The organism is Acinetobacter lwoffii, assembly GCF_049367455.1.
Taxonomy (GTDB): domain Bacteria; phylum Pseudomonadota; class Gammaproteobacteria; order Pseudomonadales; family Moraxellaceae; genus Acinetobacter; species Acinetobacter lwoffii_W.
In genome coordinates, this window is record NZ_JBMPXW010000001.1 from 1 (window position 1) to 20,906 (window position 20,906).

At 36.6% G+C, this 20,906-nt stretch carries 17 protein-coding genes and 3 pseudogenes; 12 read left to right on the top strand and 8 right to left on the bottom strand.

All coding sequences use genetic code 11. The features are described from left to right. The 4 genes and pseudogenes from ACO1B7_RS00005 to ACO1B7_RS00020 form a co-directional block, all read left to right on the top strand. Window positions 1-368 (top strand): annotated as a pseudogene (locus ACO1B7_RS00005) (Mg2+ transporter-C, MgtC family protein); the annotation flags it as partial. A 105-nt stretch (window positions 369-473) separates the two neighbouring features. After that, window positions 474-2,159 carry a phosphoethanolamine transferase gene (locus ACO1B7_RS00010; RefSeq protein WP_129717355.1) on the top strand — a complete coding sequence of 562 codons (1,686 nt, stop codon included), beginning with the start codon at window positions 474-476 and terminating at the stop codon, window positions 2,157-2,159. A gap of 1 nt (window position 2,160) precedes the next feature. Further along, window positions 2,161-2,832: a response regulator transcription factor gene (locus tag ACO1B7_RS00015; RefSeq protein ID WP_044110475.1), complete on the top strand. Its 672-nt coding sequence runs from the start codon at window positions 2,161-2,163 to the stop codon at window positions 2,830-2,832. Between the two features lie 5 nt (window positions 2,833-2,837). Beyond that, window positions 2,838-4,157, top strand: coding sequence for a sensor histidine kinase (locus ACO1B7_RS00020; RefSeq protein ID WP_044110497.1), 1,320 nt, complete (start codon window positions 2,838-2,840; stop codon window positions 4,155-4,157). Between the two features lie 66 nt (window positions 4,158-4,223). On the opposite strand, the gene ACO1B7_RS00025 is transcribed toward ACO1B7_RS00020, so the two are convergent. Together ACO1B7_RS00025 and ACO1B7_RS00030 are read right to left on the bottom strand one after the other, a co-directional pair. Then, the gene (locus ACO1B7_RS00025) at window positions 4,224-4,895 is read right to left on the bottom strand and encodes a phosphatase PAP2 family protein (protein ID WP_077067984.1); all 672 of its coding nucleotides are present in this window, start codon (window positions 4,893-4,895) and stop codon (window positions 4,224-4,226) included. A gap of 39 nt (window positions 4,896-4,934) precedes the next feature. Further along, the gene (locus ACO1B7_RS00030) at window positions 4,935-5,321 is read right to left on the bottom strand and encodes a diacylglycerol kinase (RefSeq protein WP_005107001.1); all 387 of its coding nucleotides are present in this window, start codon (window positions 5,319-5,321) and stop codon (window positions 4,935-4,937) included. Between the two features lie 188 nt (window positions 5,322-5,509). Between ACO1B7_RS00030 and ACO1B7_RS00035 the strand changes: the two genes are divergently transcribed. The 3 genes from ACO1B7_RS00035 to ACO1B7_RS00045 are packed head-to-tail and all read left to right on the top strand — an operon-like array spanning window position 5,510 to window position 7,036. Beyond that, on the top strand, window positions 5,510-6,244 hold the full coding sequence (locus ACO1B7_RS00035; RefSeq protein ID WP_129717353.1) for a thermostable hemolysin: 735 nt from the start codon (window positions 5,510-5,512) through the stop codon (window positions 6,242-6,244). Window positions 6,245-6,282: 38 nt separating this feature from the next. Then, entirely contained in the window at window positions 6,283-6,426 is a 144-nt protein-coding gene (locus tag ACO1B7_RS00040; RefSeq protein ID WP_228733316.1) for a hypothetical protein, read from the top strand. Further along, entirely contained in the window at window positions 6,401-7,036 is a 636-nt protein-coding gene (locus ACO1B7_RS00045; RefSeq protein WP_423089653.1) for an AMP-binding protein, read from the top strand. Before ACO1B7_RS00040 ends, ACO1B7_RS00045 begins: the two co-directional genes overlap by 26 nt. A gap of 338 nt (window positions 7,037-7,374) precedes the next feature. On the opposite strand, the gene ACO1B7_RS00050 is transcribed toward ACO1B7_RS00045, so the two are convergent. Next, the gene (locus tag ACO1B7_RS00050) at window positions 7,375-7,737 is read right to left on the bottom strand and encodes a MetQ/NlpA family ABC transporter substrate-binding protein (protein ID WP_165353925.1); all 363 of its coding nucleotides are present in this window, start codon (window positions 7,735-7,737) and stop codon (window positions 7,375-7,377) included. On the opposite strand from ACO1B7_RS00050, the pseudogene ACO1B7_RS00055 reads away from it, so the two are divergent. After that, window positions 7,738-8,669, top strand: a pseudogene (locus tag ACO1B7_RS00055) (IS5 family transposase). Window positions 8,670-9,072: 403 nt separating this feature from the next. Here ACO1B7_RS00055 and ACO1B7_RS00060 read toward each other — a convergent pair. The 4 genes from ACO1B7_RS00060 to ACO1B7_RS00075 are packed head-to-tail and all read right to left on the bottom strand — an operon-like array spanning window position 9,073 to window position 12,486. Next, a complete protein-coding gene (locus tag ACO1B7_RS00060; RefSeq protein ID WP_423089654.1) occupies window positions 9,073-9,942 on the bottom strand; it encodes an HNH endonuclease in 870 nt (289 codons plus the stop codon). Beyond that, entirely contained in the window at window positions 9,939-10,736 is a 798-nt protein-coding gene (locus tag ACO1B7_RS00065) for an AAA family ATPase (RefSeq protein ID WP_423089655.1), read from the bottom strand. Before ACO1B7_RS00065 ends, ACO1B7_RS00060 begins: the two co-directional genes overlap by 4 nt. Then, window positions 10,733-11,758 carry an IS30-like element ISAba125 family transposase gene (locus ACO1B7_RS00070; RefSeq protein WP_005100823.1) on the bottom strand — a complete coding sequence of 342 codons (1,026 nt, stop codon included), beginning with the start codon at window positions 11,756-11,758 and terminating at the stop codon, window positions 10,733-10,735. The genes ACO1B7_RS00065 and ACO1B7_RS00070 overlap by 4 nt, the downstream gene beginning before the upstream one ends. A gap of 44 nt (window positions 11,759-11,802) precedes the next feature. After that, on the bottom strand, window positions 11,803-12,486 hold the full coding sequence (locus ACO1B7_RS00075) for a hypothetical protein (RefSeq protein WP_423089656.1): 684 nt from the start codon (window positions 12,484-12,486) through the stop codon (window positions 11,803-11,805). 134 nt (window positions 12,487-12,620) lie between these two features. Between ACO1B7_RS00075 and ACO1B7_RS00080 the strand changes: the two genes are divergently transcribed. Continuing rightward, window positions 12,621-13,076, top strand: coding sequence for a helix-turn-helix domain-containing protein (locus ACO1B7_RS00080; RefSeq protein ID WP_004973749.1), 456 nt, complete (start codon window positions 12,621-12,623; stop codon window positions 13,074-13,076). A gap of 16 nt (window positions 13,077-13,092) precedes the next feature. After that, entirely contained in the window at window positions 13,093-13,632 is a 540-nt protein-coding gene (locus ACO1B7_RS00085) for an IS630 family transposase (protein WP_141730351.1), read from the top strand. Window positions 13,633-13,639: 7 nt separating this feature from the next. Here the strand turns inward: ACO1B7_RS00085 and ACO1B7_RS00090 are convergent, their stop codons facing one another. Then, window positions 13,640-17,518: a DUF4365 domain-containing protein gene (locus ACO1B7_RS00090; RefSeq protein ID WP_423089657.1), complete on the bottom strand. Its 3,879-nt coding sequence runs from the start codon at window positions 17,516-17,518 to the stop codon at window positions 13,640-13,642. Window positions 17,519-17,779: 261 nt separating this feature from the next. Here ACO1B7_RS00090 and ACO1B7_RS00095 point away from each other — a divergent pair, with 261 nt between their 5' ends. Together ACO1B7_RS00095 and ACO1B7_RS00100 are read left to right on the top strand one after the other, a co-directional pair. Further along, window positions 17,780-20,443: an ankyrin repeat domain-containing protein gene (locus ACO1B7_RS00095; protein WP_423089658.1), complete on the top strand. Its 2,664-nt coding sequence runs from the start codon at window positions 17,780-17,782 to the stop codon at window positions 20,441-20,443. A gap of 115 nt (window positions 20,444-20,558) precedes the next feature. Continuing rightward, window positions 20,559-20,748, top strand: a pseudogene (locus tag ACO1B7_RS00100) (transposase); the annotation flags it as partial. Window positions 20,749-20,906: the final 158 nt, after the last annotated feature.

Here is a 20,906-nt window from a genome sequence, read left to right on the forward strand (position 1 = left end):
ATGAAATACAAGAAATTGATAGCCGAATGTTCAGTATAAAAGAAGCGGTGATTATTGCGGTCAGTTTGACCTTAATCCAGGCCGGGATTTACGGCGCAAATCTTTTACTGGGAGATAGCGGCTTAATTTTAGGTACTTTTTTAGCCTCTTTATTTGAAGTGCATGCTGCTGTAGCAGGTGTAGTGATACAAGGAAATCCTCACAACCTGACTTTAATTTATGCTGTCATGATTGGACTTGCGGCACATGCGGTGTCTAAAAGTATCAATTCTTTTGTGACCGGGGGATGGAAGTTTTTTCTGTATTTTGCGCCTAGCCAGATTCTACATATGTTAGGACTTATCTTTATTCTTCTGAGTTTGAAATAAAGAAGAGCGGGTTTGCATATATTATGAAATGATCTAATCATTTTAAGTCATTTTTAAGATTCAGATTCTAGGCTAAAGCATCTTAAAGTCTTTGAGCCACGGATCATGCTGAAGCTGTTTTCCCATTCGTCCTTTTTTAGTCAGCGACCTAAAAAGTCGATTAGTCTTTCAGGCTTCAACATGTTGCTGGCTATGTGGCTGGGATTGATCCTAAACTTTGCTTTCTATCAAAAAATTCATGAATTTACGCCTTATGCCAATCTAAAAGCAGGTCTGTTACTGGTCGCTACGGCGCTGATCATTATTGCGTTTTACAATCTGGTATTACAGTGGCTGAACTGGAAATGGAACGCCAAAATACTGGCCAGTGTCTTGATCATTCTGGGTGGTTTCAGTGCTTACTTTGTCAATAGTCTGGGGGTCGTTATTACGCCAGATCAGATCCAGAATATGCTGCAAACCGATGCCCGCGAAGTTCGAGATCTCTGGTCAATGCGACTGGTCATCTGGACACTAGTATTTGTAGTTTTTCCACTTTTTATCATCTGGATGCTTAAAATTCAGCCTGCATCGCTTGGGCATCAGCTGGTGCATAAAAGCCTGAGCAGTGTAGTCTCACTCGGACTGATTCTAGGTTTATTGTTCTGTTTCTATGTCGATTATGCCGCCATCTTCCGTGAGCACCGCGATCTGAAGGGTATGCTTTCTCCACAAAATAGCATCGCGTCCACCTTGTCCTATTATAAAAAGAAAGCACCTAAAGCGAATTTACCTTTGGTGGCTTTTGGCGAAGATGCACATCTGTTACAGCAGGCCCAAATGCAGGAGCATCCCAAATTGATGGTGCTAGTTGTTGGAGAAACTGCACGTGCCGAGAGTTTTGCTTTAAATGGCTATGCGCGCAATACCAATCCTGAACTGAGCAAGTTAGCGGTGATTAATTTCAATCAGGTGAGCTCTTGTGGAACTGCAACTGCCGTTTCAGTGCCTTGTATGTTTTCGGGCATGTCACGTGAAACCTATGATGAACAGCTAGCCAGCCACCGTGAAGGTTTGCTGGATATTGCTCAGCGCGCCGGATATCAGGTGACCTGGATTGATAATAACTCAGGCTGTAAAGGTGCCTGTGACCGGGTACAAAAGTATCAGATTCCGGCACAACTGAAACAGAAGTGGTGTGATGCTTCTGGTGAATGTTTTGATGAAATCCTGGTGGATAGTCTGAAAGATTATCTGGCGCATCTGGATAAAAATAACCAGAAACCGCAGTTAATTGTGCTGCATCAGATGGGCAGTCATGGGCCAGCATATTTCAAGCGTTCCAAAACGCCGTATCAGCCATTTCAACCAACCTGTAATAGCAATGCTATTCAGGGCTGCAGTACAGAAGAATTAAAGAATAGCTATGATAATTCGATTGTATATACAGACCATGTTCTTGCCCAGATCGTTGAAACTTTAAAGCAGCAAACTCAATATCAAACCGGTTTCTGGTACCTGTCTGATCATGGAGAATCCACCGGAGAGCATGGTTTATACCTGCATGGCGCACCTTATAGTATGGCGCCGACCCAGCAAACCCATGTCCCGATGCTGATGTGGTTCTCCGATGCCTGGAAGCAGCAGAATACCCAGCAGGTCAGCTGTCTCAAAGGACAGACCGAACAGGCCCGTAGTCAGGATCATCTTTTCCCCAGCTTATTAAGCTTGCTGGATATAAAAACGCAAGTGATTGAAGCTAAAAATGATATGCTTGCACAATGCTCACCATCCTTAAAGAACAGAGCTTGAAATGCATAAAATACTAATTATTGAAGACGACTTTATGATTGCCGAGTCGACTGAAACATTGCTCAAGCTGCATCAGTTTGATGTGCATTGGGTCAATAATGGGATTGAGGGTTTAAAACAGTTACAGCAGCAGGCATATGATATTGTCCTGCTCGATTTAGGCTTGCCGATGATGGATGGCATGCTGGTGCTAAAAAATATCCGGCAGAAGTTTCCGAATTTACCGGTGCTGATTATTTCTGCCCGGGATCAATTACAAAACCGGGTAGATGGGCTGAATCAGGGAGCAGATGATTACTTGATTAAACCCTATGAATTTGACGAGCTACTGGCCCGTATTCATGCCTTAATACGCCGTAGTGGTTTAAAAAATACCGGGATAGATACGAATAAGAAATTATCACACAGTGGTTTGGAACTAGATCTGGAGCAGCATATCGCTCTGTTTAATGGACAGGCTATAGAATTATCCAACCGGGAATGGTCCATCTTAATGGCCATGTTAAATCATCCGAATAAAATTTTTTCCAAGAATGATCTGGAAGACAAGCTTTATGATTTTGATAGTGATGTCAGTAGTAATACGGTAGAAGTCTATATCCATCATCTGCGGGCAAAATTAGGAAAAGACTTCATACGTACCATACGCGGGCTAGGATATCGCTTAGGATGAGCGCCATGCAGAAACGTTATTCCTTGCAAAAACGTCTGGTTATTTATATTTCATTATTTAGCGTAGTACTGGGCTGTGTGCTGATCTTTGCGGCATACCGGATTGCGCTCGAAGAAATTAATGAAGTACTGGATAAACAGATGCAAAGTCTGGCAGAGCGTATTGCAGAAAATCATCCGCAGCCCCTGCAGAGTCAAATCGATCTAGCCAAACAATACAGTGAAGAAGATTTATTTGTAGATATCTGGTCCTATGCAGATACAGCCACTTCCTTGCATCCGCAGGATGTTCTGGTGGCACCGGTCAGGAAAGCAGGTTTCTACAAGCATCAAACGCCATATGGAACCTGGTTAACTTATATTATTCCTGCTAAGCAATTACAGATTCAGGTGAGCCAGCAGCAAAATGTCCGGCAGGAACTGGCGCTGGAACTGGCAGCCAATATGTTTCTTCCTTACGTACTTTTTTTACCTTTTGCAGTGTTTGGCTTAGGCTGGATGATCCGGAAAAATTTTCAGCCACTCAATGACTTTAAAACTGAATTGGCCAGCCGCAAGGCACAAGACTTAAAGCCAATTGCAATGAAAGATTATCCCCTGGAGCTGGAACCGACCATTCAGGAAATGAATTATCTGTTTGGCCGAATTTCTCTGTCCCAACAGGAACAACGTCAATTTGTAGCGGATTCTGCACATGAATTACGCACGCCACTGACGGCCTTGAATTTACAGCTACAAATTTTGCTACAGCAGTTCCCTCAGAGCGAGTCTATCCATAATTTGAGTCAAGGCATTTTGCGCATGCAGCATCTGGTCAACCAGTTATTAAGTCTGGCCAAACAGGATGTGACCGAAGGTTTAAGCGAACCTGTTCAATTGCTATCACTGAATCAAATGACAGTCACCTGTATCGAAGAGCTGATTCAACTGGCGCTACAGAAAGACATTGATTTAGGGGTAGAGCAGCAGCAGGAACTATTGATTCAGGGCCAAGCTTCGGCCTTGCACTCGATTATTTATAATTTAATTGATAATGCGATTAAATATAGTCCGAAGGATGGCGTGATTAATGTGTCGATTTTCCAGCAAGGCCATCAGGCAGTTTTACAGATTGAAGACAGTGGTGCAGGGATAGATCCCGCTCAATTCAATCAGATCCGGCAACGCTTCTACCGGATACATAACCATGCAGAAATTGGCAGCGGTTTGGGTTTATCCATTGTAGATAAAGCCACCGAGCGCTTGGGTGGAACACTAGAATTTTCGCGAAGTGTCAATCTGAGTGGCCTTTGTGTACAGGTCAAGTTTCCTTTGGCCAAAGCCTAAGCAAATAGGCTTCTAGTTTTTGGAGTTAAGGTTGCCTGATACTAGAGCGTATAGGAGTGGTCTTTTCTATTGGGGGAGTTTGTGGCTAAACAGCGTATAGCCAATGACATTCATGCACCAGATAATCCAGCCAGTCCAAAGGTTATGACTCAGGAAATGTGCACCGCGCATCATTTGTGCCCAGCCCATGGCCAACCCTAAAATTACTGCAGCGATCAGAAGAAAATAAGCACGCTTGCGGTTAGAAATGCGATAAACAAAATAGCCGGCCATTAACGCAAAACCACTAGATGCATGCCCGCCAGGAAAACAGTGGCCTGCAGTGGCACTAAAATCCCACAAAATCCCATTATGGGTAGGTATGGTCATATCCCAGGGACAGGCATGGGCTGACTGGGATTTTAAAATTCCGATCGAGGCTGTGGTCAGCACTACCATGCTAAAAAAATAGCCAAATTCCCAGCGCCGTATATACCAGTTCTGCCATTTCAGTGATGCCAACCAGCCCAGTAATAATGTGATATACACTAGAATCAGCAGGTCTTTAACATAGCGATGATTGAGTTCTGCCAGTGCCCATTGTTTTCGAAGGGGAAATTGACCATGATCATCGATAAAGGGATAGATGAGCTGTAAGTCCAGCACTCCTCCAATGTCAAAGAAGTTGAGAAGAATCAAAAAACTGAAGATCAAAAGTAAAGTTTGGGTCAGTAAAAACCGGGAACGGTCAGTGATCATTTTTAAGTTGTCCATTTCAGGCAGTAGCAAGAGCAGAGGTCAAATCAAATGACCAGCCAAAATGATGCCCCAGGTCAGGGCAATTAAACTAAGTGCTACAAACTGAGCCGCACTGCCCATATCCTTGGCATTTTTAGACAGTTCATGCCGTTCCATGGAAATACGATCTACCACTGCCTCTATCGCTGAGTTAATCAGTTCAATGATCAACGCCAATAGGCACACGGCGACCATGAGCGCTTGCTCAACTCGGCTAACTGGCATCCAAAAGCTTAGAGGAATCAAAATAAGATTAATCAGCAGGATCTGCCGGAAGGCGGCCTCATTTTGAAAGGCGGTTTTAAAACCAGCCATGGAATAACGGGTCGCATTAAAAATACGCTGCGTTCCTGAGGTGCCTTTATAAGGTGATCGGTAGGAAGACATAAAGCAGATTCAGTCAATAGAGAGATAGGAACAACTTAAATTTTCAATCTTAAAATGCTCTTAAAAAAACCGGCCGTTCTCTGGATTTTTTATACACATAGCTTTTACATTCTTTTGCACAAAATTAAGAATTTTTTAAGTTTGGATTTCTATCTTGAGTAGCAAGTTAATTTCGTGGTGTGAGCCAAATGATCAAGTTTAGTTTTGATCCTTATTTATCTAGTCAGATTCACTTTCTAAATACATATTTCAAGCAGCCTGAATATAAAAAACAAATCAATCACAATAAATTTTTACTACAAGTACCTCCGGCGTATCCGGTAATTTCAGCACAGGATCAATCGCTACATTTGACGGTCAAAACTGTAGAACAAAGCGAGACACCTGAACGCCGTAGCCTGGAAAATTTTATTCAGGAAAAATATCAGCAAGTCCATCAGGCCACTGTATCGAGCTTCTCTTCAACCCTGTTTGCCGGTTATCACGGAGCCGAGATGCAGGTGGTGATTGGTATGCAGCATTTAAATCAATTTAATGCCTTTCTGGAACAGTATCTCGATGAACCCGTTGAAAACATATTAAGCAAACTGAGCCAGACCAGGGTCAGCCGAGACAAAGTAGTAGAAATTGGCAATCTGACAGCACTAGATATGGACAAAGCCAAACTGATGGTGTCCTTTCTGGTTTTTCATCTCTCGCAGCAACACATCGAATGGGCAGTATGTACCGGAACAACTGCAGTACGTTATGTGTTGCAACAGATGGGATTACGTTTTTATGTGCTTGAAAAGGCTGATCCGCAAGTCCTTGGAGAGGCACAACGCCTGTGGGGCAGTTATTACCAGCAGAAACCTTATGTGCTGGCGATTGATGTGGCAGAAGCCCTACAAGTCGCTCGTCAACTTTATCAATTTAGTCATTAAAGCATTTTGCTTGATCAGCGAGGCACAGAATTTAAATGATGACTGCTTTATTTGAACGTATCAACCTGCAAGCACGACAATATCCGCAACGAGAAGCGGTAGTCACCGCACAGGCCAACACTCAGCTATGCGGAGCTACAGCAGCGGGTAGAATTATTGAGTGCCAGTTTCAAGCAGCTTAATCTGCGCCATCTGGCCTTGTGGGGCATAAATAGTATAGACTGGATTGTAGTCGATCTTGCCGCACAAAAAGCCGGCATGACCGTGATTCCGGTGCCTCTGTTTTTTACTGCAGCGCAGGTACGGCATCTGCTTTCCGACAGCCGAACCGAGCTGCTCTGTATTCTGGATGAATCTTTCTCTGCACCAGAATGGCTGTTAAATCTGGCTCAAGACATGAGTAGAGATGAGATTTCCATTACTGGCCAGCTACATGTACGCTTTTTTCAGCTAGAGCAGGCAGTACAGTATTCATCTTCTTTACAAACCCAGCAACCGGCAAAAATCACCTATACCTCGGGCAGTACCGGGACACCGAAAGGCGTGTGTCTGGCTGAAGACACCATTGAGTCTATTACTCATTCACTGAGCCAGGCACTGACCAGCAGTCAGCTTGGACGGCATTTGTGCCTGATTCCATTTGCCACCTTATTAGAAAATATTGCCGGCATTTATGTCGCACTGAGCATGGGACGCGCCGTAATTGTTGGCGAGGTGAGCCAGTTTGGCCTGACATCTAATCATACTTTTGAGACAGAGCGGTTTGTAAATGCAGTGCAGAGCGTCTGCTAAATCCCACAATAAAGTATCAGCCCAGTTTTATTGGGCTGGACTGATTAATTCAATTTTCTTCTAAAAATTTCAAAATTCACTTTTATGGACAAGGAAGATATGAACTTAAAGTATCATGTACTCAATTTAACTTATGTTTACCTAAAGTCTAGTTCATAATAAAAATTCATATAATCATTAATAAAATCATATGTTTGTAAATATTATTTTAATGTTTAAATTTTTCTGGTTCATGAACTTGGTGGATTCGATGTTTTTAGCGTTAAAAATGAAAATTCCCAAACCTCTACTATGTCAACGTAGAGGTCTGAGAAAAACTATAAAGTTATGAAAAAATTTTATCGTTTTGGCCAGGTAACCGTATCGGCATAATTTTTTAAAACAAATTCACGTGTATCGTCTGCAATAAAAGCTTCTTTAACGAGTTGTACTTCAGGTTTTTGAGATGCTTTGCTATTGGAGACGAGGACGCTATCATACTCTTGGTTATCTTGTTCAAGATAAATTGAATCACGTTTTGGCAATAAGTCAGCATGAATAATAGTATATGCACCAGCCATAATTGCTAAATCTGAATCTTTAAAGCTAACTGGTACTAATGCATGTTCAACTTCTAAAAACTGTAAGTTCTTTGGATTAGATGTAATAGGCTTTGTTGCACAAACCTCTGCTAAAGGCTTATTCCGCAATATAATGCTCAAATGAATAAGCCTGCACCTAAAATCTATCGTACAAATAATTGGCCTTCTTACAACCAAGCTTTGATTAATCGAGGAAATCGCTCAATCTGGTTTGATCCTACGACCCAATGGTATGCCCAACCACAAGGTAAACAAGGCCGAAATCAAATTTACTCCGACACAGCTATTCAATGCTGTTTAATGATCAAAGCTCTATTTCGACTCTCTTTGCGTATGGTTACGGGCTTTGTTCAAAGCCTCATTAAACTCTGTGGCTTGAATTGGACAGCACCCGATTATTCGACCCTCTGTCGCAGACAAAAGCATATTGATATTGTGATTCGCTATCAAAAAAGCAGGAATGGACTTCATCTACTCGTGGATTCTACTGGTTTGAAGTTTCTAGGTGAAGGTGAATGGAAACGCAAGAAACATGGATCTGAATATCGTCGCCAATGGCGTAAGCTCCATATTGCTATAGATGCTGAAACCCTTCAAATACGTGCAGTACAACTCACCACAAATAATGTTAGCGATTCACAAGTATCGAAGATTTACTTTCTCAAGTTCCCTTGGATGAACGAATTGATTCAGTCTATACCGATGGTGCTTATGATACGAAGCACTGCCGACAGGTCATTTTAGATCGAGATGCACATGCGGTCATTCCACCTAGGAAGAATGCAAAGCCTTGGAAAGATGAGCAAGTCAGGTCTATAGAGCGAAATGAGTTATTGAAAACAGTCAAACGATTAGAAAGAGCACTTTGGAAAAAGTGGTCTGGTTATCATCGTCGAAGTTTGGTAGAAACCAAGATGCATTGCATCAAATTATTAGGCGATAAATTAACAGCAAGGAGCTTTCCTAATCAGGTGAATGAGATTCATGCACGCATAGCAGTCTTGAATAAATTCACAGAATTAGGTCGCCCTTACACCCAAGTTGTCACTTGAATTTGGCTCAATTAGGATCACTCTGTCTTTCAAATCTTTGTGCAACAAAGCCGTTTAATTCTAAATGTTGATAGAAAAACAGCCTGTATCAACTTATAGTAGTTTGATTTTCATCATTTAATAAAATTGAACTTTAAGATTCTAAGAGGGGAATTTGGGAAGGTGAACTTCAACCGCAAGAAATGATTGCTATCGACAAAATTTAAACTGATTTTTATAAGCAGGGGGAAGATTACCAGTTCATGAAGTTGATGTTTTAAACTTTTTTTGAATTCTAATGGTTTTTTAGTATTAAATCTTTAAAAGCTGAAATTTCAGAAGTGAAAATTTAGCTGTGTGGCATACTTAATTTTATTAATATAATTTTCACCACACAGGTAAGGAGCTAGTGATAGTTTATTAACTATGCTGCATCAGTAACCATTTTTTTGAAACGAGGACTTCCTGCTAACGCATTCAATAATATAACTTTCCAATGATTGCTACCATATGTACTTTCTTCATGTGTAACTAAACCAAGAATAAAATTATTAAGGTTCACTCCACCATTACGTATATGACTTAAACATATTTGAAATATTTCAGTTATTTCATCATTAACAATCTCATTATAATTATCTATCAGGCTAAGTTTGTCATAGTGAGAAGAAATAATATTCCAATGATCATCAGAAACATTTGGTGGTTTATTTATAGAAAACTTAGCTCCAATAGAGTCTCCATTGGTAGAAAAATATAACTGTATATTTATAAATCTTTCAGCAGGTATAGTATCTGAATAGAAATAAATAAATGTACGATGTGTAGCATTTTTCCAATTATGACTTTTCGTTTGGTTACAACTACTGCAACAAGGAATAAGGTTTAAAGCATGAACTGCTAATTCAGGAAATTTTGACTCTGGTAAATAATGATCGTGGGTTTTAGGTATGGTTACACCACAGTAAGGACATCTTTTTAAAAAACCAGGAGTTTGGTTATCTTTAATTAACTTAAATATTTCCTTGACCCTTTTTGTGTAACCTGTATAACAACCTAGCAATTCATCTTTATTTAGCTTTAGAGTGGGGCTTTCAATAAAACTAAATAACTGATTATTTTGAATAGCCAATTCAAAATCCCTATATCTTGATGCTACTTGATTGTCCAAACCTAATAAATTTTGCTTAGTTAGATTAATTTTACCATCAATAGTATTATTTTTAGCATTAACTATTGCTCTGTGTCTGTCTATATAAGGAATCGATGCGAGCGGTCTATTCAGTATTTTCATTGGTCTAATCCATACTGAGCTAGAAGAAAAGCTTTAGCATTAAAACTTAAATTATTATCAAAAAGGTCACATATCTCATCATAACTTTTTGTTTTTGATAAATTTTTTAAGACTATTTTGTAGAAATTAGTGATTGAAACTGTATCAAAAACATGTCTTGTAAGTTCTGATATATTTTCACCAAAAGTTTCAAATTCCATTTTTGTAGCAATCGTACTATTATTTTCTCTTGTTAATAAAATTACACGTTTACTAGGTATCTCTTGTATAACAATGGGTGAGTGAGTCGCAATTATAGCAAATGAATTATATTTCCTTAATAAGTCATTTAATACATTGAATAGGCTTGCTACCGCATTTGGATGAAGATGGGTTTCAGGTTCATCAAATAAAACTAGAGTATTGATTTGAATTTTTGCAATAATTGCTGTAACAAAGTGGGCTAATATTGACTGGCCTGAACTAAGAAGTGATAGAGGGTCATTTTTTGAAAAATCATTGTTTTCGATTTGTTTTTCCAAGAAACTTTGATATAGAGAATCTCTATTCTCAAAAATTTGCATCATGTATTTAACCCATAGATGCTCTCTATCTAGCTCTTTAATTTTTATTAAGTTATCTTTATAGCTTTCTACTAGTTGTTTTATAGATATGCTACCATTATCTGTGCGTATACCACAGTAATTGTAACTTCGCTGTGGCTTAGAAGGGCGAATAAACTTATCAAAAGCACTATAAGAAACTGTTATAACTTTATTAAAGATAGGTCTATTTCCTATAAATGGCGAATTCAAACATGAGGTGCGACAGTTTGAAAAGTCTTATGATAATCAACAAGCTGAGCAAATTTCTCTAATGGTGTAAGCCAATCTAACGCTTTTCTAGGACGAGTATTCAGTGACATGGCAACTTGATTTAAATAATGCTGATCTGCCTGATTTAAATCAATCCCTTTAGGTAAATATTGCCTAATTAAACCATTCATATTTTCGCATGTGCCTTTTTGCCAGGGTGAATGTGGGTCACAGAAATATACATCTATGCCTAAATCTTCTTCAAGTATTTTATGTTCTGCCATCTCGCGTCCACGGTCATAGGTCAACGTTTTACGCAGTTCTGCAGGTAAATATTTCAGAGCTTCAGTTAAAGCCTTGCGCACTGATTCTGCCTTTGCATCAGGTAATGTTGCCAAGATACAGAGCCGTGTATTTCGTTCAATAAGTGTTGCTATCGAACTTTTATTGTCTTTACCTTTAATTAAATCAGCTTCCCAATGACCCGGTATTTTTCTTTCTTGAACTTCGGCTGGGCGCTCATGAATAGTTTTAATATCCTGTAATATAGAATCTTTTTTAGGTTCACCGTTAGCTTTTCGCTTTTTATTTTCATGACGCAGACAGGATAATAAGTCTTTTTTCAACTCACCCTTTGGTAATGCTCGTATCGTTGAATAAATCGTTGTATGGCTTACATTCATTGTTTGATCCAAATCAGGAAATGTCTTTAAACGCTTTGCTATTTGCTGAGGAGACCATAAACAACGGATCGCTTCAACAATAAATTTCCAGAGGATTGAATCGATTTTGAGTTTTCTGTGACCACGTCTACGTCTAGCGAAGGTGTTATCAGAAGCATATTGAGCTTGATAAACGTCATTGATGCTATTTCTTTTAAGCTCACGATAGATCGTACTAGGATGTCTTTTAATGAGTTCAGCAAATTTTCTGGCTGAAAAGCCTTCTTTTCTTGACTCAAGCATTAATGCAGTACGATCTTCAAAGTTAAGATGATGGTATGACAATTTTATATACTCCATAAACCCTTTAAATTAATTAGGTGGTTTATGTCGCACTTCAAGTTTTACTCTGCCAATCTTTCATCGCGACTATCCAGAGATTTCTTGGACTTTCTTCCAACTTGTACTAAATCTTTAGCAAGATTACCCATTAATTGAGTTTTTCCTACGGCATTTCGTCCAATTATTCCAACGATTCGTCCTGGAATTATATCATCCTCATCAAAATCAACAGAAATTTCGAATGGATTATTAGACCCATCAATATTAACTAAATATTTAAAAGAAAAATCTTCTGTATAATTTTCATTTAAAATAATAGATCGGCCAAATCTTAAAGCGTTATGAGCACTATTTTCTCTGAGTAAAGAATTTCGGTAATCCGCCTTATGTTCAAAATCTTTTGCCTTATTAGTTTCCCAAGAAATGTCATTTAAAGCTTCTAATACTATCTCAGATTCTGATTCACCAATAATATCTAATAGATTTTTATAAAAAGATATATCCTGACCTAGACTAATATAGTTTTCATCTAATTTTAAAAACTCATTAGGAATAATTGTACTAGAAGAGTCTTTTTGTAAAATTTTAATTCGGCCTATATTATGTGTTATTTCATCACTTTCATGAAAATTTAAATCAAAAAGACTGTAAGTACTATAATCATTCCAACTATCCTTAGTTAAACTAAAAATTGGGTATTTTGTACTCGTTTTTAACGGTTTTCTGTACTCTTTTTTGACAAACATAAATAAACCTTAGTTTAATAACAAATAAAAATTAACTAAAAGTAAAATAATTAAAATGTTTCTTAAGTATCAATAAGTTGACAAAAATAACTAATCATGCGAAAAAAGTTTTTTTAGTTAACAGATGTTCACACATGCCTCGAATTGTTTCTGTACCACTTAGTTTAGAACAGCGAGAACGACTCATTTTTCTGGCCAAGCATGCAAAACATTGGCGTGAAAGACAACGTGCCCAAACTATTCTCTGGCTTTCTGAAGGTAAAAGTGTTGCGGAAGTTGCCACTCTACAAGAACGTATCCCAGAAACCATAAGGCTACAACGCCGACGTTGGGAATTGTATGAGTTTGAATCGATTAAAGAAGGTCATCGCTCAGGTCGGCCCAATACATTGATCTCAGACTATCAGGCGAAAATCCTAGATTGGGTCAATACAAGTCCACTCAATGCAGAACAAATCCGAGTCAAACTACATGAAGAATACGAAGTGTCCGTGTCTGTTGAAACCATTCGTAAGTTTTTACGTGATTCAGGTATGGTCTTCAAGCGTACCCGTCATAGCTTGAAAAAAAAGAGATCCGATTGCATTTGAACAAGCAACACAGCAGATTGAAAAATTACGAGAGCAAGCGGCACGTGGTGAAATTATATTAGGTTATGTTGATGAAACAGGGTTTTCATCTACACCTGATAACCGCTATGCGTGGACAAAGATAGGTGATGTTCATGCGGTTGATGCAATAAGATTAAAACGAGTTAATGTCATGGGGTGTTTGCTTTCAACGGGGAAACTGGTGACAAGTTGTTTACAAGAGTCAGTTACAAGCACTTGGTTTTATGCCTATTTAACTGGAATAGCTCAACAAGTAAAACAGACTTATAACCTTCCATTGGTTCTTATTGTTGATAATGCCTCGATTCATAGAAGTAAAAAGATGGCTGATTACAGAGAGCTACTTAAAAGTAACTTTTCGACGAATTTGTATTTTATTCCAGCTTATAGCCCTGAGTTAAATCGAATCGAGATGGTATGGAAGCAGATGAAATATTATTGGCGAGATTTTCAAGTCATGACAGCTGATAAAATAGAGCAATGGGTGGAGAGAGTATCAAACCAATTCGGAAAAGAATACATGTTTACTTTTTAATGACAGCTTAATAAAATATGGCTTTAAAAATCTTAATTTTTTCATATTCCCTTGTATTTAAAGGGAAGGAATATAAGATGTTTAAGTAAGCTTGTTTAATATTATCCTCACTGATTAAAATTACATCTCTATCAATTGTATTGCTTTTAAGTCTAAGTAAAACACTTAAAACAGTACTAATTAAAAAATCATCTGTAAAAGTAGTTTCAGAATTTAATTCTATCAATGCTTTATATTTTTCCCAGAGATTTCTATGGACAGAGGAAAGCTGAGTTGTAGGATTTAAACTTAAATCGAATCGTAGTCCTGAAATTAGCATATGTATCGATATAATATAATAACCATCATAATAAGGAGTATATTCTAATATATGATTTATAATACTAGAAAGCACATCAATACTGAATTTATAAAGATTAAAATATCTAAGAAAGATGAGAGCATTTTTTAATTTTAAGCTTTGCTCACACTCAGATGAGAGGTAATAATCTATTACTTTAGATAAAGGAGAAGATCGATATTCATTGAGCAATATTCTATTTTTAAGAACACATGTCATATAACCATTAATTTCATTTTTTGAAAAGGTGACTTCCTTAAAATCTAAGATAAAGAATTCCGATATTTTTTCTAAGAATACATATTCATTTATTGCACCATTTTTATATAAATATGAAATAATATTAAATAAATTGCCAGATTTAAAATCTTTAAGCTCTTCATTTAGTAAAATTGAAAGTATTTTATCTTCAGTAAAAACTAAGGAGGGTACTTGTTTTAACGATTCTACATAGCCTAAAACATCATCCCCTTGTAATAATGTTAATTTATCTATATTACTTTGAATTGTAATCCAAATTTTATGGGCCTGTTCACTAAAAAGCTGCATCTTATCGTGAGCTATGCCTTGAATTCTACTAAAAACGGATCTTAAAAGCATAAACCTAGGCAGCACTTTTAAAAAATTATCTAGTAAATCAAGTTGATTAAGTAACAATAAGCTTGTCTCATCCAAAACAATATATCCTGAGCTATTTTCAATGAAAGTTTTAATTGCTTCTTCATTACTATTAGCTGGATTGTGGATAATTTTGTAATCTAAATATTTTTCAGATTTATCATAAGCATTATGCCATGCATGAAAAATATTGACTGTATTCTGTAAAACTTTTTGTCTAAAAGCAAAAGGCAAATGAGATTTACCATTTCTTATTTCTTGAGTAATTTCATTGATTTGATCAATATAATTCTGATTGCGACCCGTCAATTTATTTAAAAATGCTATTAACTCTTCTCCAGTTGCATTCTCTGGAAAGATAGCTGATTTGAAAATGCTAGATTCGGGAAATTGAATACAGTATTTATCCTGTCGCTCTTTAAAATCATTGATATAAACTTCATGTTCAGGCTTATGAGAGCCTCTGAGCATAATACAAGTCATAAATAAAACTAAATAATTACCTTCTTGGTAATAATCATTTTTATCTACATAAGTACCTAATAAGAAAATAGCATCTTGAAGTTCACCAGCATATTTAGAATCGCTTTTATATACATTAATGATTTGAAAAAGTAGTTTCACTTTTTCAAACCTACTATTCATATTTGGTAAAAGCTCTACCATTTGTTTAATGATTTTCTGACCAAGTCCCATTCTTAAGCATAGTTCTATATAGAACTTTTTATCTTCAGCATCTAGTCTCTGATTATTCAGCATTTGATGGATTTGGTTACTAGCCAATCCGATAAGTCCTAAATTGAATTGAGCTCCAGTCTTAATCAAATTCCACTTACCGACACTTACACCTTTTTTTATATTTTTCTCTGCTATCTGAATAGTTCTAGTCCAATTTTTCACTATAAATAAGGCTTGACATAAACCTAGATATTTTTGATTTGACAGCTCTTTAGATTCTAAAATTTTCTCAGCTACATTAATATATTGTAAGGATCTTTCATGATTGATTGGTTGAATGAACATGATTAATTGATCAGAAAGTATATTTGGTTTTTGTAAGGTAAGGTAAGTTTGATATAGCTCTTCGAGATACTCATTAGAGAGGCTTGGATTAAGATGCGATGATCTAATGAACTTTTGAAGGGCCAAGCCTGCTTCTGCATCTGGCATTTCCTTTACGATTTTTTGGTATTTTTCTGCAAGTTTTGTGTTTAATAACTCAGATGCTATACCACTAGCCATAATAAATAATTGAATAGCTGAGTTTCCACGTATGCTTATGATTTCTTGTTCATGAAGACCAAGGAAATCTAAAGCTTCTTGGTGCCTACCTTCTTTAAATAGACATATTATAAGCATGGCTTTTTCATCAGCATCTAACTCTTTAAGCTGTTCAAGTAAACCAAGAGCCTCTGAAAAATTATGGTAATCATATTGAATCCGACTAGCTTGTCTTAGGACAGATTTAGTGGGCCTCGCTTGAAGAAGTGGTTCCAAATAAGAAAATAAATGGTTGGACTTATCAAAATACCCATAAATAAACGGACTTATCGATAAGATTGGCTCAATATCAAATTTATAATTTAAATTTTTATTGATTTTCCAAGCCTTTTCTATCGCATTAAAAGCACTACTCATTAAACCTATATCAAAGTCTGGAAAGCCCTCTAAAGGAAAAGGTGTGTTATCGATAGATTCTTTTCCTGTTGCCCGATGAAAATATCTTTTGGCAGCTAAGGAGTGATAGAGAAATTTATCTTCATCAGAAGCTAAATCTGTTTGAACATAAGTAGCGATTATCTGATCTGCTTCGTCATAAAGCCCACCATTCATACATATAAGTAATTGTCTGATGACCTTTTCAGGATGCTTTTCTTGAAAATAACTAAGGGCCTCTTTTTCTTGCCCTATTAAAGTCATTGCGATTGCACGTATTAAATGAGCATTGTGGTTATCTTTTAGAGGTAAACTCAAAATTTCTTCTAACTGTTCGTTGCTGAGATCTAGATAACGAATCTTATTTAATAAGTGAGTATATAAATAGCGACTATTAACTTTAAGACTGTCAGCTTTCTCAAATTGTTCCAGAGCTTCTTCATATTTATCTTCAAAAATGGCGAGGTTTCCAAGCTGGAGATGGAATTCTGCAAGTTCATGTATGGAAAATTCAGAACTTTTTTTCTCTAATTTGAGTAATATTTCTTTTGCTTCTGTGAGCTTATTATTATCAAAATATCCAGCACAAATTTTAAGCTGACTTGCTGTAGCACCTTCAGGATCTTTAATCCAAGGTTCTAAACTATCGACAGCCATGCTTTCTAAATAAATAGGCTTAGTTTTTATTTTTTCAGAAATTAGTTCTAAGTTTTCTACTACAGGCTTATTGAGATCTTTAATAGTAAATTTTAAATTTTCAGCAGCTATTTTTTCATGATAACGAGCTTTTAAAAAATCATAAATTTCAAGATTTCTGACTAATTTATTTTTTGTTGGGATAGAGACCGTAAAGTGATCTTGCTGATCTAAATCTATCGGCTGTTTTCTAAACCATTCTTCATTCAACCATTGGTAATAAACAGGGACCTTACCTGGCTCATCTTCATCTTCATCTTTTAAATCAACAATAACAACCATTACTATAGAATCTTGCCTTAAATAGTAATTGAGTGTTTTTGTTTTAAATGTATGTTTAATATGAAAATTATCAGAACTGTATTTTGGTGATTGCGTTCCTTTTAGTTGTAAGTAAAAGGAAAATTCAACTTGCTTCTGAGGATTGTGAACTTGAACAATATAATCAATACCAAAATCGGTATCACCATCAAGTTCTTTTAGTATCCAACTGCGAGGTCTTTTAATTGTAAAAATATCTTTTGCATTACGTCCAATTTCTTGACCTAATCCTTCCGTTGGTAAGTTATCACTCATGATGGAACCGTAATAAAAATTATATTTAATAATTTGATTATAAGCATTTTATTTATTTTTACTAAGAGTTAAATGCCTTATGAATGTATTGGAATGCTAATTTTAGGGCTTTCTTTAGATTTGAAGTTATAAATCCTTTAATTTAAAAACAGTACATTGATCTATATTTATTGCGGATGGGGGGGAGACATCATTTTTCATCGTTGTTTCGAAGATAACCATATATGATTTCTGAAAATTTCATCATGGTAGCAATAAAGCATGGGCACTTTACCAAAAATTGAATCAGTACTACTAGAAATCAATCAAAGTCTTGGTGGTAATACCGCATATTCAACAGTTCAAAAGAACAAATTTGCTACTGGGAAAATTAGTGTCAGTAAGCAATCTGAGATGATGAAAACAACAATTTTATCTATTTTTGAAAAACTTGGAGTTCGACTAAATTCTTTTGATGCTATTTGGCAGTCATTAACCAATATTGCAAATGCCTATAAAGGACTTGAGCTTAAAACTTGGACATTTAATGCTGATCAAAAACAAATTAATTGGATGCTTTTAACACATTTCTTAGTACCTGGTTTAGCACGATTTTCTGCATTTCAAGCTATTCAGACTCCTTTTGATAAAGGTATGCCAGGTGGCTACTTCTGGTATTTACCTGAGGTGATTGAAAGTGATGGGGATAAAAAGCTCATTCTACCAGTTACCCAAGTTATTGACTGGTTAACAGATCTCTTAGGAACAGATGTAGGCAATGTTGCCAACCAGAGCTTAGATATAGACATCCAAAATTTAAAACGTTCTCTTTATAACTGGAAGAATGGTATCAATACTATTCGTTACAGCTCTATTTATGAATATTTCCCAGAAGGCTTGAGTTTAGATTTTGAAGGTGCATTTATCCTAGATGAAACCGTGTCTCTTGATGAACAATTTAATCAAGCATTAGCTTTTATCAAGAAAAAGGGCTTGAATGCTCAAAAACTTAAATTTGAACTACCGCTGTCTGAGGAAATCCTTACAGATATTCTGTATGGTAAAGCAAATGAAGATGAAAAAACTAAACTTATTGAGTGCCTATTAGAACGTTATGCTCAGCCTTCTATAGAAATTATTCGTCAACGATTTGTTGTTGCTAGTGTAGTGCAAGATATTTATCACCGTTTAGTAAAATCTCTGTGCCCTGATGTCGATAAGCATTGTGTTGACCCCAAAAACAATAAAATTCTGCAATTATTTGCATTATATAAAGGCGTTTATAACCTTACAATCGAGGCATGGAGAAATTGTAGAGATAAAGGTGAGTTTGCAGAAGATATGTGGTTTGAGGATCATTTATCTGAATGGGATAAAGAAAGCTTATTTCTTTCAATTCTACCTTCACGTAAAGAAACAGGTATTGATGAACTTGCAACGTATTTGAGCTATAGCTTCCGTATCAAGGCAAGTGATGTACTTGATGATGTGATTGGTCATGATGATAAGTCATTTACTGAAATTGCTGAACGTACTGTTCGCGAACTCCATAACTTTTATGAAGAACAAACCAACATTCAACAGCTAAAAGCTCGTATGCAACAAAGCTCACCATGGAGAGCATTACAAAATGAGCAGAATTATTGGGTGGTAAGTAGCATAGCTCAGTCGCCAGATCTACCGATTCGATTGAAAGAAATGACCACTAAGCGTATGAGGGAATTGGCTAATACCCCTATAGAGAAAATTCTAGTTGTTATTCCAGAGCTTGCTTACTATTTAAATAGTGAAAGTAAAAACAAACCTAAAGATTGTAAAAATAAGGTTGAAGCTTTACTTGCTGAAGCAGAAAAAACTGCAGGATATGATTTATGGAAGTTTGCCATTTTGCAATACAAAGCTAAACACTTATTGGCACAAAATAATTTTGACGAGGCATCAAAATATTTCAGAGATGCCTTGGAAGATAGTTTTAAAGGCAGTTACGGTCTAATGACTGGAGAAATTGCACGAGATTGTTTAGCTATAGCAGTGGCGAATCAAAAACTTATCACAAACAATCACGAAAAATATTATCGTGAAATGCTTAGTGGTGGAATGATAGAAATTGATCAAATCCCTTCTATAGAGGAAGTAGCACGTTGGGCATATTCTTATTTCTGGGAGGATCTTTATAAACCATATCCTGGAATCAAGCCTCAACAACCACTTAGTCAGACTTTGGTAAAACCAGCTTTGGATAGACTTTTTCTTTTGCTAGAACAAAATAATTTAGCAGGGTTAAAGGATTGGCTAAATTCTAATAACGCTTTGTTTAAGTCAAATCTACCTGACGTTGAAGGTAATTCAATGCTCATGCTCATGCTGAAACTATTTTTTAAAGCTCAAAAAGTGACGGATGCTAAGGTATTAGAAACTTGGCAAAACCTTTTAAAAGATATTTTTGAAAAATATCCAAAGCAACTGAATATTACCGATCTAAAAGGCCAAACGCCATTAATGTTGGCTGTTGAAGATCGTGAAACACTATTAGTTGAACAAATGTTAGCAGTTGGAGCAGATGCAAATATTGAAAATTATCAAGGGATGACTGCCTTACATACGGCCTGTAAAATTCGAACTCCCAAAATTTTTGATGCCTTTTGCACTGAGTCTTCCGATTGGAATGTGAGAACAGGGGATGGACGATTGCCGTTACATACTGCTTGTTGGTCTGGAAATATTTATGCTGTCAAAAAGTTGGTAGCATTGGTACCAAAGCAACTTTGGGAAAAAGATCATGCCGAATTTACACCACTAGAATTGGTTGAATATCTGATTGAAAATCCTGAAGCACTGGACATACTAGGGAAACAAAGTAGAAGGAATGGGTACTCATGTGGAACTCAGCAAGAATTAGAAATAATTCTTGAAATTTTAGAGCAATCTTTATCTATGAACAGTTAATTTCCCAGTTAAAAAGCCCTGTAGATCTTGATGTACAGGGTATCGGTAATCCTCCCTAAAAATAATAGGATTTAAAAGTAGAATTTTCTCTTAAGATATAAGAAGGAGATTCTGCATGAAAACACCTAAATTTACTGACAGCCAGATTATGTCCATCTTCAAGCAGGCAGAGTCTGGTACACCTGTTACAGCCCTTTGCCGTGAATATGGCATGAGTATGCCACTTTCTATAAATGAAATGGCGTACCAAATATATGGGTATGCATACATCATTTATGGCACGGCTGAAAGAGTTGGAATCAGAAGCGGTTAGTTTTTACTCAAAAAAATTACAATAAATGAATTCAACTGTATCTTATTACGTCAATTGCATTGCTCATTGGATATCAATGTCTATCGTCGTAGCGACTAGAAAATTTTATCTTCAGATTTCACTTTTTTAAAAGAGCTATAGCTAGATCTA